Origin of the sequence: Piscinibacter sp., assembly GCF_050175855.1 — a bacterium.
Taxonomy (GTDB): Bacteria; Pseudomonadota; Gammaproteobacteria; order Burkholderiales; family Burkholderiaceae_C; genus Piscinibacter.
In genome coordinates this window covers 1-13479 of sequence record NZ_JBFXIO010000090.1, presented here as the reverse complement: position 1 = coordinate 13479, position 13479 = coordinate 1, and the positions used below count along the sequence as shown (strand labels likewise).

The window sequence follows — 13479 nt, the reverse complement described above, 5'->3', positions numbered from 1 at the left end:
GGCGGACGGCCGACGAGAGGAACGGATCATCGAGAGGCTCCAAGCAGCCAGCGTCCCCGCAGGCTGCGTTGTTGGCATGTGCCGGAGTCGGTGAAGAGCCCGGCGGCTGCGCTTGGCAGGCCGGTATCCGGGCTCGCGGGCCGCTGCAAGGGGCTTGCAGCGCGGCCATCGCCTTCCCACGGGCGTGACGCCCGCAGTGGCACTGAGATGGCCGTATACCCGCTTACCGGTGCGGGGGCAGCGCAGGCCTTCGATCCTTCACGGCATCGTCACCTGCTTCCCGTTTAACGACCGGCCGAGGATCGGCCGGAAGCACCTGAAGCGCCCGCATCATAGCGGGGCAAACACAGGTCAATCGACGGGCGGCACCGAATCGCGCACTGCATCGGCGCGCGATCTCGACGCGAATTGCGCCAGCGCAACCCCGCCGAGCGTGATCGCCGCGCCGATCAGCTTGATCGCCGTGTAGCGCTCGCCGGTGACGATCCAGGCCACCAGCGCGGCCACCGGCGGCATCAGGTACATCAACGGCGCGGTGCGGGCCACGCCGCGCACGGCATTGACCCAGCCCCACACCATCCAGCCGAGGAAGGCGGCCACCAGCACGGCGTACAGCGTGCCCAGCCAGATCATCGGCCGCACCGCCGCCCAGTCGACCTGCAGCCCGGCCGCGGCGCTGACCGCCACCACCGGCGCGCTGCCGAGCAGCGTGCCGTAGGTCATCACGATCACGCCGCCGTGGCGCTCGATCAGCGGCTTGGCCGCCACCGTGTAGTAGGAGAAGAAGGCCGCGGCGACCAGCAGCGTGAGGTCGCCGCCGCTGGCCTGCCACTGCGCGCCGAGCAGCTTGTCGGACAGGAACACCAGCACGCCGCCGACCGCCAGCGCCACCCCGGCCACCTGGCCGCGCGTCATGCGCTCGGTGCCGTGCCAGCGCAGGATCAGCAGCGTGAACACCGGCCCGATGGCCAGGATCAGCGAGCTCGAGAACGCCGTCGACCAGTGGATGCCGTAGGTGACCAGGCCCACGTGCAGCAGGTGGCCGGTGAGGCCGAGCTTGAGCAGCTGCAGCAGCTCGCCGCGCGGCAGCCGCGGCCAGCGCGTGCCGAAGTGCGCCACCAGCAGCAGCGCCGCCGCCACCGGCATGATCAGGTAGCGCACGAACAGGAAGCCGCCGGGCGTGAGCGCGGCGAACACCTCCTTCTGCACGCTGAAGTTGGCCCCCCAGCACAAGATCAGCGCCAGCGCGGCCCACAGCGCCGCGCGCTCGCGACGGGCGTGCGCCGTCATGCGGGCGCCGCCTGCGAGCGCGACAGTTCCGCCGACCAGGCCCAGGCCTGCTCTGCCTGAGCAAGCACCGCATCGAGCCCGCCGTGCGCAGCCGCCAGCGGTTCGGCTTCGGCCAGGTCGTGGCGCTCGATCGCGATGGCCAGCTGCAGCAGCGGCCACCACGGGCCGGCGTGGTCGACGATGGCCTGGCGCGCCGGGTCGGCGATCTGCAGCGGCGCCAGCGCCTCGGCCAGCGGCACCTGCAGCAGCGCATCGAGCATCGACAGCAGGCCGACGGTGAAGAGGGCGGCCGGCGGAGTCTCGGCACGGCCGGCGGCGAGCAGCTCGAGCAGCCGCGCCCGCGCCATCGCCACCTCCTGCAGCGCCCGCGAGGCCTTGCGGCCGCTGCCCGAGGCGGTGAGCAGCACGCTCAGCCAGCGGTAGAGCTCGGCGCGGCCCAGCACCATCACCGCCTGCTCGACCGACTCCACCGGCTGGGCCAGGCCCACGGCCGGGCTGTTGACGAAGCGCAGCAGCCGGTAGGACAGCACCAGGTCGGCGCGCAGCGCCGCGCCGATCTGCGCGGTGTCGCGATCGGCGACCACGCCGTTGAGAAGCTGGCACAGCCGCTGCGTGGCCGGCTGCACAACGCGGCGTTGCGCCAGTGCGCCGGCGCCCGCCTCCACGCGGCCGGCGGCCAGCGAGGCGCCGCGCTCGATCGCCTGCTCGATGGCCTCGACACCGGGCAGGTCGAGCACCACGCGGGCGAGCAGCGGATGCGCCTGCGCGCAGCGGTCGAGCGCGGCGAGCACGCCGTCGAGCCCGGCCTCGCCGGCGTGCAGCAGCACGAAACTGGCGCCCGGCGGCGTCGGCTCGCCCTCGGCCGCGCCCAGCTTCACGCCGCGGGTGCGCCAGGAGGTCAGCGCGCCGGCCAGACTGTCTTCCGGCTCGAAGGCGCCGCGCACGGCGATCCAGGCGCCGTCTGGCACCTGCTCTGCCACCGCCGTTCGGCCGAGCAGCGAGGCCGGCAGTTCGCCCAGCGCGATGCGGCCGCTCTCCAGCGTCGAGCGCATCGCTGCCAGCAGCGCGATGGCGTGCGCGGCGGCGGCCGGGCCGTCGGCGCTCGCCTGCATGCGACGCTGCGTCGAGGGCGACAGGCGGAACTCGAAGCCGGCCACCTCGCCGTGGATGCCCACCAGGGGGCGGCGGGCGCCGAAGGTCGGCGCAGCAGCGGGCGGCGCGGCGGCCGGTGCGGCAGGCTTCGGGGGCGCCGCCGCAGCCGGTTCGGCCGGCTTGCCGCCGAACAGCCTGGACCAGAGCGAACTCATTGGTCGGCGCCTTCCGGTGGCTCGCCCAGCCAGGCCTGCGCCTCGGCGTCCAGGGCCGGCTCGGCGTGCGCCCGCGCCAGCGCCATCCAGGTGGCCAGCGGCAGGCGAATCGCGCGGCGGGGTGCCGGCCGCGCCACGTCGAGCGCACCGGTGTCGCTCGCGAACATCACGCCGAACTCCATGGGGATCTCTTCGGCATCGGCAATGCCTTCCTTGAGCACGTACCAGCACTGGCTGGACAGGGCGAGGTAGGCCAGCCGCTTGTGCGGGTGGCGCAGGTCGGACAGCAGGTCGGCGCGCGCCACCTTGATCTCGTGGGCCGCCGGCTCCACCCGGTCGTCCAGCGTGGTGTGGCGGATCGAGAAGACATCGGGCATGGCCATCACCCAGCGGCCTTCGTCGCCCTCGCCGACGCGGGCGCGCAAGGACAGGCCGCGCCAGGCGAGGCGGCCGGCGCGCGTCATCTCGCGCACCACGCGCTCGACCAGCGCCTCGTGCGCGCTGCGCCGGGCGCGGTTGCGCTGCAGCGTGCCGGCCAGCGCCGTCACACCCGCATCGGTCACGCGCAGCGTCTCGCGGCCGGCGGCGTCGCGCACCCGCTCGAGCAGCCCGGCGGCCAGCAGTTCGGCCTCGACCAGGTCCTGGCAGGGCCATCCGGCCGAGCGCCAGACCTCGCGCAGGCGCCGCTGGTGCACGGGCTTGATCGGAACGGTCGACGGATTCACCCCGAGAGCGTAGCGTGATCGACGTTCCGGCGCTTGCGCTGTATACCCCATGGTGTATATACTCCACCCCGTATTGATGCTGTCCGCCATGAAACCGATCTCCGCCCTGCTCGTCGCCCTGATGCTCACCGCCGGCCTGGCCCGCGCGGCCGAGCCCGCCGCCGTTCCCACCGTCGCCGTGGCCTCGTCCAGCCTCGGCGGCGTGGCCGATTTCGACGCCGTGCTGCAACCGGTGCGCCTGGCCACCATCACCGCCCAGGTCGGGGGCAATGTGCTCGCCCTGCGCGTCAAGGCCGGCGACACGGTCAAGCGTGGCCAGCCGCTGGTGCGCATCGACGCCCGCGAGAGCGCCGCCGCCGTGGCGCGCAGCGACGCCGCGGTGACGCAGGCCGAGGCCGAGGCGCGCAATGCCGAGGTCGCCTTCAACCGCAACCGCGACCTGCTGAAGAACGGCTTCGTCAGCCAGGCCGCCGTCGACAACGCCGAGACGCAGTTCAAGGCCGCCCGCGCCGGCCTCGATCAGGCCCGCGCCGCGCGCAGCCAGGCCAGCGTCGCCCAGGGCAACGCCGAGGTGGTGGCGCCCTACGACGCGGTGGTCAGCGCCACCCACGTCGAAGCCGGCGACCTCGCCTTGCCCGGCCGCGCGCTGGTCACGCTCTACGAACCCGGCCGCATGCGCGCCGTGGTGCAGGTGCCGGCCTCGCGCGCCGCCGCCGTGGCCGCCGCGAAGGACGTGACCGTGCAGCTGCCCGACGGCCGCAGCCTCAAGCCGACCGCGCGCGAACTGCTGCCCGCGGCCGACCCGGTGTCGCAGACCGTCGAGTGGCGCCTCGACCTGCCCGCCGAAGCGAACACCGTCCGCCCCGGCCAGACACTGCGCGTGCTCGCTGCCGGCCTGCCGGCGCAGGCCACGGCCGGCGCCCGCCCGAGCATCCCCGCCGAGGCGGTGCTGCGCCGCGGCGAGCTGACCGCCGTCTACGTGGCCACGCCGCAGGGCTTCGCGCTGCGCGCGGTGCGCGTCGGCCCGGCCGCCGCCGGCCGCGTGGAAGTGTTCGCCGGCTTGGCCGCCGGCGAGCGCGTGGCCACCGACCCGGTGCGCGCCGGCCTGCAGGGCGCGCGCGCCGCGCAGTGAGGGCCGCACGATGACGACCACGTCGCTTGGGGTCTCGGGCCGCCTGGCCCGCACCTTCCAGAGCCACGCGCTGACGCCGCTGCTCGCGCTCGTCGCGCTGCTGCTCGGAGCGTTCGCCGTGCTGGTCACGCCGCGCGAGGAGGAGCCGCAGATCAACGTGACCATGGCCAACGTGCTGATCGCCTTCCCCGGCGCCTCCAGCGCGGACGTGCAGAACATGGTGGCGCGCCCGGCCGAGCAGGCGCTCGGCCAGATCGCCGGGATCGAGCACACGTACTCCGTCTCGCGCCCGGGCATGGCGGTGCTGACGGTGCAGTTCCAGGTCGGTGTGCCGCGCACCGAGGCGCTGGTGCGCCTGTACGACGTGCTCAACGCCAACCAGGACTGGCTGCCCGCCAACCTCGGCGTGCTGCCGCCGGTGGTCAAGCCCAAGGGCATCGACGACGTGCCGGTGCTCGCCGTCACGCTGTGGACGCGCGACGGCACCAGTGCCGCCGAGCTGGAGCGCGTTTCCCACACCATGGAGGCCGAGCTCAAGCGCGTTTCCGGCGTGCGCGAGGTCGAGACCATCGGCGGCCCCGGCCGTGCGGTGAACATCTGGCTCGACCCCGGCCGCCTGCGCGAGCGCGGCATCGACATCGCGCGGCTGCAGGCCACGCTGTCGGCCGCCAACCAGGCCATGCCGGCCGGCGCGGTGCTCGACGCGCAATCGGCCACGCCACGCCTGCTGACGGTGGAAACCGGCGACTTCCTGCGCTCGGCCGCCGAGGTGGGCGAGCTGATCGTCGGCGTCGCCGATGGCAAGCCGGTGCGCCTGTCCGAAGTGGCGCGCATCGAAGACGGCGCCCGGCAGGCTCGCCGCTACGTCTGGTTCACGCCCGGGGCGGCTGCCTCCGATGCCGCGGCCGGCAGCGTGCAGCCGGCGGTGACCCTGACCGTCACCAAGAAGCCGGGCCAGAACGCGGTGGACGTCGCCCGCGCCGCACGCGGCCGGCTCGACGAAATGCGCAACAGCGTGCTGCCGCAGGGCGTGGAAGCCACCATCACGCGCGACTACGGCGAGACCGCCGCCGAGAAGGCCAACAAGCTGATCCAGAAGCTGGCCTTCGCCACCGGCTCGGTGATCCTGCTGGTCGGCCTGGCGCTGGGCCGTCGCGAGGCGGTGATCGTCGGCGCGGCGGTGATCCTCACGCTCACCGCCACCCTGTTCGCCTCCTGGGCCTGGGGCTTCACGCTCAACCGCGTGTCGCTGTTCGCGCTGATCTTCTCGATCGGCATCCTGGTCGACGACGCCATCGTGGTGGTGGAGAACATCCACCGCCACCAGCAGCTCGAACCGGGCAAGCCCCTGCGCGAGATCATCCCGGAGGCGGTCGACGAGGTCGGCGGCCCGACCATCCTGGCCACGCTGACGGTGATCGCCGCGCTGCTGCCGATGGCCTTCGTCAGCGGGCTGATGGGGCCGTACATGAGCCCCATCCCGATCAACTCCAGCCTGGGCATGGCGCTGTCGCTGGCGATCGCCTTCACGGTGACGCCGTGGCTGGCACTCAAGCTCATGAAGTCGCACGGCGGCAGCGACCACGCGCCGGCCGCATCGAGCGCCCCGTCGAAGCTGCAGCGCGTGGCCGACAAGGTGCTGCGCCCCTTCCTCGACAGCGCGCGCAAGCGCTGGTTGCTGCTGGCCGGCATCCTCGCCGCGCTGATGCTGTCGGTGGGCCTGGCCGTCGTGCAGTGGGTGGTGCTGAAGATGCTGCCCTTCGACAACAAGAGCGAGTTCCAGGTGGTGCTGGAGATGCCCGCCGGTTCGCCGCTGGAGCAGACCGCCGCCACGCTGCAGGAAATGGGCGACTACCTGGCGAAGCAGCCCGAGGTGCGCGACCTGCAGGGCTATGCCGGCACGGCCAGCCCGATCACCTTCAACGGTCTGGTGCGCCAGTACTACCTGCGCGCCGACGCCGAGCAAGGCGACCTGCAGGTCAACCTGGTCGACAAGGCGCACCGCCACGAGCAGAGCCACGCCATCGCGCAGCGCCTGCGCCCGACGCTCGACCAGATCGCCGCGAAGGCCGGCGCACGCCTGAAGGTGGTGGAAGTGCCGCCGGGCCCGCCGGTGCTGGCGCCGCTGGTGGCCGAGGTCTACGGCCCCGACGAGGCCGGCCGCCTGCGCGTGGCCGAACAGGTGATCCAGGCCTTCGCCGACACCGCGCACATCGTCGGCATCGACAGCACGATCGCCGCCGACGCGCCGCGCGCCTGGCTGCGCATCAACCGCCAGCGCGCCGAGACGCTGGGCATTCCCGTCGCCGTGGTGGCGCAGACGGTGAACGCCGCGCTGTCGGGTGCCGATGCCGGCTACCTGCACGACGGCCAGAGCAAGTTCCCGGTGCCGCTGCGCCTGCAGCTGCCCAGCGAGCAGCAGATCGGGCTGGACGCGCTGCTGGCGCTGCCGCTGCGCGCCGGCAACGGCCAGCTCGTACCCTTGTCGGAGCTGGTGCGCATCGAGCGCGGCGTGATCGACAAGCCGCGCTACACCAAGGACCTGCAGCCGGTCACCTACGTGCTCGGCGACGTCGGCGAGCGCCCGGTGGCGGGCGCCGAGCGAGCGCTGGTCGACTCGCCGCTGTACGGCCTGTTCGCCATCCGCAGCCAGCTCAGCGGCCTGGCCGACGGCAGCCTGGGCGAATACTGGATCCGCCAGCCCAGCGACCCGTTCCGCCAGTACGCCATCAAGTGGGACGGCGAGTCGCAGATCACCTACGAGACCTTCCGCGACATGGGCGCGGCCTACGGCGTCGGCCTGATCCTGATCTACCTGCTGGTGGTGGCGCAGTTCCGCAGCTACCTGACGCCGCTGGTGATCATGGCGCCGATCCCGCTGACCATCATCGGCGTGATGCCCGGCCACGCCCTGCTCGGCGCGCAGTTCACCGCCACCTCGATGATCGGCATGATCGCGCTGGCCGGCATCATCGTGCGCAACTCCATCCTGCTGGTCGACTTCATCGAGCTGCAGGTGTCGCAGGGCATCGCCTTCAAGGACGCCGTGGTCGCCTCGGCCGCGGTGCGTGCCCAGCCGATCGCGCTGACGGGCCTGGCCGCGATGATCGGCGCCTTCTTCATCCTCGACGACCCGATCTTCAACGGCCTGGCGGTCTCGCTGATCTTCGGCATCTTCGTCTCGACGCTGCTCACGCTCGTCGTCATCCCGGTGCTGTACTACGCGCTGTACCGGCGGCGCCTCGAATCTTCCGCAACCTGAACCCCAAGGAGTTCCACCATGACCATCGAACGTGCCATCCGCATCATGGCGGGTTTCTTCGTGATGCTCTCGCTCGCCCTCGGCGTCGAAGGCAGCCCGATCTTCGTCAGCAAGTGGTTCCTGGCCTTCACCGCCTTCGTCGGCCTGAACCTCTTCCAGTCCGGCTTCACCGGCTTCTGCCCGCCGAGCTTCCTGCTCAAGAAGCTGGGCTTCAAGGAAGAAGGCACAGTCTGCACGCGCTGAACGGAGGCGAACCATGGCCAGCGAGAACGTCACCGTCCGCCTCGTCCAGCAGCAGGACTACCAGTTCGAGGTGAGCTTCGGCGCCGGCGTGCCCGCATTGCGCGCCGACGAGCCGCCGCCGCTGGGCGCCGGCCTCGGCCCCTCGCCGATGCAGCTGCTGGCCGCGGCGGTGGGCAACTGCCTGTCGGATTCGCTGCTGTTCGCGCTGAGGAAGTTCAAGCAGAAGCCCGAACCGATCCAGTGCGAGGTGAACTGCGAGGTCGGCCGCAACGACCAGGGCCGCCTGCGCGTGCTGGCCATCCGCGCCACGCTGACGCTGGGCGTGCCGGCCGAGGCGCTGGAGCACCTCGAGCGCGTGCTCACCAGCTTCGAGGCCTACTGCACCGTCACCCAGAGCATCGCCCAGGGCATTCCGGTCAGCGTGTCGGTGCTCGATGCGCAAGGCGCCGTGCTCAAGTAGCCTTGTCCCCATGAACGACAACACACCGCTCAAGCACCTGTTCCCCGGCTGGTTCGCCATCGTCATGGGCTGGTCGGGCCTGGCCCTGGCCTGGCACCGCGCCTCGCCCGTGATGGGCGAGATGGCCCACGGCCTCGCGCTGGTGGCCGCGGCCGTGGCCGCGCTGGTCTTCGTCGCCCTCGGTGCGGGCATGCTGCTGCGCTGGCAGCGCCATGCCGAGGCGATCCGCGAGGACCTAGGCCATCCGGTGCGCCACACCTTCTTCGCCGCCATCCCGATCTCCGGTCTGCTGCTGGCCACCCTGGCCGTCGGGCTGTTCGGGCCGTCCGCCCCGGGGGCCGAGGCGCTGTGGTGGATCTCCTCGCTGGCGCAGTTCGGCATCACGCTGTGGGTGCTGTCGAAGTGGATCGCCGGGCCGGCCGGCGGCCCGAACCACAAGCCCAGCTGGGGCGCGGTGACGCCGGTGCTGTTCATCCCCATCGTCGGCAACGTGCTGGCGCCGCTGGCGGGCGTGCCGCTGGGTCACTCGGCCTGGGCCTCGGCGCAGTTCGGCCTCGGGCTGCTGTTCTGGCCGGTGGTGCTGGTGCTGAACTTCGTGCGCATCGCCCAGGCCGGCATGCCGCCCGACCGCATGCTGCCAACCTACTTCATCTTCGTCGCGCCGGCGGCGGTGGTGGGCGCCGCGGCGATGCAGTTCGGCGCCAGCCCGGTGGTGGTGTGGATGCTCTGGGGCATGGCCCTCTTCCAGGCGCTGTGGGCCGGTACCCAGGCCCGGCGCATCGCCGCGCTGCCCTTCGGCATCCCGCACTGGGGCATGAGCTTCCCGCTGGCCGCGCTGGCGGTGCTGTCGCTGCGCCTGGCCGACACCGCCGACGGCCGCTGGCTGCAGGTGCCGGCGGTGGCGCTGCTGGCACTCGCTTCGCTGGTCATCCTCGGCCTGAGCTTCGCCACCGTGCGCGGCCTGCGCGCCGGCACGCTGCTGGTGCCGGAAGGCCCGCCGGTGATTCCCATCCAGCCGCAACCCGGCGCTGCGTGAGCGGCGCCTCTAACGCACAATGGCCACCCATCGCACGACTGCCGCCCCGCCACCCGCGGGGCCCTGCACCATGGCCGTTCTCCACGACGAGAAGTCCCGCACCGACCTGCTGCACCGCCTCAAGCGCGCCGAAGGCCAGCTCCGAGGCATCCAACGCATGATCGAGGAGGGCGAGGAGTGCCTGGCCATCGCCGGCCAGATGTCGGCGGTGCGCAAGGCCCTGGACAGCGCCTACGTGCGCATGACGGTGTGCTTCATGGAGCAGGAGCTGGCCGCCAAGATGGGCGACAAGCCCGCGGCCAAGGCCGACCTCGGCCACATGCTCGACAACGTCGAGACGCTGCTCGGCAAGATCCGCTGAACGCGGCGGCACCGCCCCGCCGCCGGCAGGGATTCGGGGCCCTGGCCAGAATCCGCGCGCGGCCCATCCTGGCCGCGACGTGAACCAGGAGTTCCCGATGAAGAAGACCCTCCTCGCCTCCGCGCTGGCGCTGGCCGCCGGCACCGCGTTCGCCCACAACTGCCCGAACGAGATGAAGGCGATCGACGCCAAGCTGGCCACCAACCCCAAGCTCGCCGATGCGGATGCCGCCAAGGTGAAGCAGCTGCGCGCCGACGGCGAAGCCGCGCACAAGGCCGGCAAGCACGACGACTCGATGAAGGCGCTGGGCGAGGCCAAGCGAATTCTCGGCATCTGACCGACTCCATGCGCGGCTACGATGCCGCGCATGATCGCCTACCCCCACCTCCTCGCCCCGCTCGACCTCGGCTTCACCACGCTGCCCAACCGCGTGCTGATGGGCAGCATGCACACCGGGCTGGAAGACGGGCGCAAGCACTTCCCCGCCATGGCCGCGTTCTTCGCCGAGCGCGCGCGCGGCGGCGTGGGGCTGATGGTCACCGGCGGCTTCGCGCCCAACATCGAGGGCTGGGCCAAGCCCTTCGCCGGCACGCTGGCCACCTCCGGCGCGGCGCGGCGGCACCGCATCGTCACCGACGCGGTGCACGCCGAAGGCGGCAGGATCGCCCTGCAGATCCTGCACACCGGGCGCTACGGCTACCACCCGCTCGCCGTCGCGCCCTCGCGCATCCAGTCGCCGATCTCGCCGTTCACGCCGCGCGAACTCTCCACTCGCGGAATCGAGCGCCAGATCCGCGCCTTCGTGCGTTGCGCCACGCTCGCCCGCGAGGCCGGCTACGACGGCGTCGAGGTCATGGGCAGCGAGGGCTACTTCATCAACCAGTTCCTCGTCACCCACACCAACCAGCGCACCGACGAGTGGGGCGGCTCGTATGCGAACCGCATGCGCCTGGCGGTGGAGATCGTGCAGCGCGTGCGCGAGGCGGTGGGGCCGGACTTCATCCTGATCTACCGCCTGTCGATGCTCGACCTCATCCCCGGCGGCAGCACGTGGGATGAGGCCGTCACGCTCGCCCGTGCGATCGCGAAGGCCGGCGCCACGATCATCAACACCGGCATCGGCTGGCACGAGGCACGCATCCCGACCATCGCCACCAGCGTGCCGCGCGGCGCCTTCGCCTGGGTGACGAAGAAGATGCGCGACACGCTGCGCGCCGAGGGCATCAGCGTACCGCTGGTCACCAGCAACCGCATCAACATGCCCGAAGTGGGCGAGCAGATCCTCGCCGACGGCTGCGCCGACATGGTCAGCCTGGCGCGCCCGCTGCTGGCCGACCCCGACTTCGTGCGCAAGGCGCGCGAAGGCCGCAGCGAAGACATCAACACCTGCATCGCCTGCAACCAGGCCTGCCTGGACCACACCTTCCAGCTCAAGCTGGCCAGCTGCCTGGTCAACCCGCGTGCCGGCCACGAGACCGAGCTGGTGCTGCACCGCGCGCCGGCGAAGAAGCGCTATGCGGTGGTCGGCGCCGGCCCGGCCGGCCTGGCGGCAGCCACCACGCTGGCCGAACGCGGCCACGAGGTGCACCTGCTCGAGGCCAGCGATCGCATCGGCGGCCAGTTCAACATGGCCAAGCGCATCCCGGGCAAGGAGGAGTTCCACGAGACGCTGCGCTACTTCGAGCGGCGCCTCGCGGCCTCCGGCGTGCAGCTGCACCTGGGCACGCGGGCCGAGGCCGCCACGCTGGCCGCGCAGAAGTTCGACGGCGTGATCCTCGCCACCGGCGTGACCGCGCGCGACCCGAAGATCCCCGGCCAGGACGGGCCGAACGTGCTGAGCTACATCGACGTGCTGCTGCACGGCAAGCCGGTCGGCGAGCGCGTGGCCATCGTCGGCGCGGGCGGCATCGGCTTCGACGTGGCCGAGTTCCTCGTCACCCCCGCGGGCCACTCGCCGACGCTGAACCTGAAGGAGTGGCTGGCCGAGTGGGGCGTGGCCGATCCGGCCGAGGTGCGCGGCGGCGTGGCGCGGCCGCAGCCTGCACCGCCGGCGCGCAAGGTCACGCTGCTGCAGCGCAAGGCCGGCAAGCTGGGCAAGGGCCTGGGCAAGACCACCGGCTGGATCCACCGCGCCGCGCTGCAGATGAAGCAGGTGGAGATGATCGGCGGCGTGAACTACGAGCGCATCACGCCGCAGGGCCTGTTCGTCACCTACGGCGAGAAGCGCGCGGACGGCCAGCTGATCGAGTGCGACACCGTGGTGCTGTGCGCCGGCCAGGAGCCGCTGCGCGAGCTGGAGGCGCCGCTGCGCACCGCCGGCGTGCCGGTGCACCTGATCGGCGGCGCGCACGAGGCCGGCGAGCTCGACGCCAAGCGCGCCATCGACCAGGGCACGCGGCTGGCGCTGACGCTCTGAGCGCTCAGCCCAACGGCAGCTGCATGATCCAGAAGTCGCGGCCCTTGGCGAGGTGCTTCACGGCACCGAGCCGCTCGTAGAAGCCCGGCCCGTCGGTGCCGAACCAGAGGCGCTGGAAGCCCATCGCCCTGGCCTCGCGCATCAGCGCGCGCACCAGCATCGAGCCGATGCCCTGGCCGCGCCGCTGCGGCACCACCACCATCGCCGCCATCCACGGATGGAGATCGGGCAGCGACGGGTCGTCGTTGTCGATCAGGTGCACGCAGCCCAACGGCGCGTCGCCCTCCAGCGCAACCAGGCTGGCGAGCACGCGGCCCGGCGCCGCGCGCCCGCCGAAGGCGTCGGCCAGGTCGGACTCGGTCATGCCGTCGGGCACCTCGGCCCAGAACTCGCGGTACACCAGCGCCGCGACGAAGCCGAGGTGGCGCGGGTGGCGCGAGAGGGGCTCGACGACGATCAAGGCATCAGGTCGCGGGTTTGTCCGACAAGGCCTTCAGGTTGTCCTTGAGCTCCTGGCTCATCGGCGCCTGCAGGTTGATGCCCTTGGGCGGGATCGGTGACATGAACCACTTGTTGTAGAGCTTCTCGAACTCGCCGCTCTTCATCAGGTTGGCCAGCGTGTCGTCGACCAGCTTCTTGAAGGCCGGGTCGTCCTTGCGCAGCATGATCGCGTAGGGCTCGACCTGGATCGCATCGCCCACCACCGCCAGCTCGGCCGGGTTCGCCGAGCTCGCCTTCAGGCCGTACAGCAGGATGTCGTCCATCGCGAAGGCCACGGCGCGGCCGCTTTGCACCATCAGCGCGGATTCCGCATGGTCCTTGGCGCCGAGCAGGTCGATGCCGAGCTTCTGCTCCTCGTTGAGGGTGCGAATGATCTTGAAGTTGGTGGTGCCGGTGGTCGAGACCACCTGCTTGCCCTTCAGGTCGGCCAGCGTCTTCACCGGCGTGCCGGCCTTCACCAGGAAGCGCGTGCCGGTATAGAAGTAGTTGATCGCGAAGGTGACCTGCTTGCCGCGCTCGCTGTTGTTGGTGGTGGATCCGCACTCGACGTCGATCGTGCCGTTCTGCAGCAGCGGGATGCGGTTGGCCGAGGTCACCGCCTGGGTGTTGACCTTCAGGTCGGCGCGGCCGGTGGCCTTCTTCACCTCGTCGACGATCTTCCCGCAGATCTCCCAGCCGAAGCCGATGGGCTGGGCCTTGTCGTCGAGGTAGGAGAACGGGATCGACGACTCGCGGTAGGCCACGGT

General features: G+C 71.8%; 13 protein-coding genes and 1 riboswitch. Of the genes, 8 read left to right on the top strand and 5 right to left on the bottom strand.

Going from position 1 to position 13479, the window contains the following annotated elements:
* Positions 1–101: 101 nt before the first annotated feature.
* A riboswitch (cobalamin riboswitch) is annotated at positions 102–335 on the bottom strand.
* A gap of 16 nt (positions 336–351) precedes the next feature.
* Genes AB7U92_RS09275 through AB7U92_RS09265 form a run of 3 tightly spaced genes read right to left on the bottom strand, consistent with a single transcriptional unit; the run spans position 352 to position 3322 of the window.
* A complete protein-coding gene (locus AB7U92_RS09275) occupies positions 352–1290 on the bottom strand; it encodes a DMT family transporter (RefSeq protein WP_428575901.1) in 939 nt (312 codons plus the stop codon).
* Entirely contained in the window at positions 1287–2597 is a 1311-nt protein-coding gene (locus AB7U92_RS09270; protein WP_428575900.1) for an EAL and HDOD domain-containing protein, read from the bottom strand. Before AB7U92_RS09270 ends, AB7U92_RS09275 begins: the two co-directional genes overlap by 4 nt.
* Positions 2594–3322 (bottom strand): hypothetical protein, encoded by a 729-nt coding sequence (locus tag AB7U92_RS09265; RefSeq protein WP_428575899.1) that lies wholly within the window; start codon positions 3320–3322, stop codon positions 2594–2596. Before AB7U92_RS09265 ends, AB7U92_RS09270 begins: the two co-directional genes overlap by 4 nt.
* A gap of 88 nt (positions 3323–3410) precedes the next feature.
* Here AB7U92_RS09265 and AB7U92_RS09260 point away from each other — a divergent pair, with 88 nt between their 5' ends.
* The 8 genes from AB7U92_RS09260 (at position 3411) to AB7U92_RS09225 (ending at position 12232) form a co-directional block, all read left to right on the top strand.
* Complete coding sequence (locus AB7U92_RS09260; protein WP_428575898.1) at positions 3411–4454, top strand: efflux RND transporter periplasmic adaptor subunit; 1044 nt, start codon at positions 3411–3413, stop codon at positions 4452–4454.
* Positions 4455–4464: 10 nt separating this feature from the next.
* The gene (locus AB7U92_RS09255) at positions 4465–7716 is read left to right on the top strand and encodes an efflux RND transporter permease subunit (RefSeq protein WP_428575897.1); all 3252 of its coding nucleotides are present in this window, start codon (positions 4465–4467) and stop codon (positions 7714–7716) included.
* An 18-nt stretch (positions 7717–7734) separates the two neighbouring features.
* A complete protein-coding gene (locus AB7U92_RS09250; protein ID WP_428575896.1) occupies positions 7735–7959 on the top strand; it encodes a YgaP family membrane protein in 225 nt (74 codons plus the stop codon).
* Between the two features lie 13 nt (positions 7960–7972).
* Positions 7973–8419: an OsmC family protein gene (locus AB7U92_RS09245; protein ID WP_428575895.1), complete on the top strand. Its 447-nt coding sequence runs from the start codon at positions 7973–7975 to the stop codon at positions 8417–8419.
* A 10-nt stretch (positions 8420–8429) separates the two neighbouring features.
* Positions 8430–9455, top strand: coding sequence for an SLAC1 anion channel family protein (locus AB7U92_RS09240; protein ID WP_428575894.1), 1026 nt, complete (start codon positions 8430–8432; stop codon positions 9453–9455).
* A 70-nt stretch (positions 9456–9525) separates the two neighbouring features.
* The gene (locus tag AB7U92_RS09235) at positions 9526–9816 is read left to right on the top strand and encodes a metal-sensing transcriptional repressor (protein WP_428575893.1); all 291 of its coding nucleotides are present in this window, start codon (positions 9526–9528) and stop codon (positions 9814–9816) included.
* A 97-nt stretch (positions 9817–9913) separates the two neighbouring features.
* A complete protein-coding gene (locus tag AB7U92_RS09230; protein WP_428575892.1) occupies positions 9914–10153 on the top strand; it encodes a hypothetical protein in 240 nt (79 codons plus the stop codon).
* Positions 10154–10174: 21 nt separating this feature from the next.
* Complete coding sequence (locus AB7U92_RS09225; RefSeq protein ID WP_428575891.1) at positions 10175–12232, top strand: FAD-dependent oxidoreductase; 2058 nt, start codon at positions 10175–10177, stop codon at positions 12230–12232.
* Positions 12233–12236: 4 nt separating this feature from the next.
* On the opposite strand, the gene AB7U92_RS09220 is transcribed toward AB7U92_RS09225, so the two are convergent.
* Positions 12237–12692, bottom strand: coding sequence for a GNAT family N-acetyltransferase (locus AB7U92_RS09220; RefSeq protein WP_428575890.1), 456 nt, complete (start codon positions 12690–12692; stop codon positions 12237–12239).
* A 4-nt stretch (positions 12693–12696) separates the two neighbouring features.
* Positions 12697–13479: amino acid ABC transporter substrate-binding protein (locus AB7U92_RS09215; RefSeq protein ID WP_428575889.1), on the bottom strand; the 783-nt coding region annotated here is incomplete at its 5' end.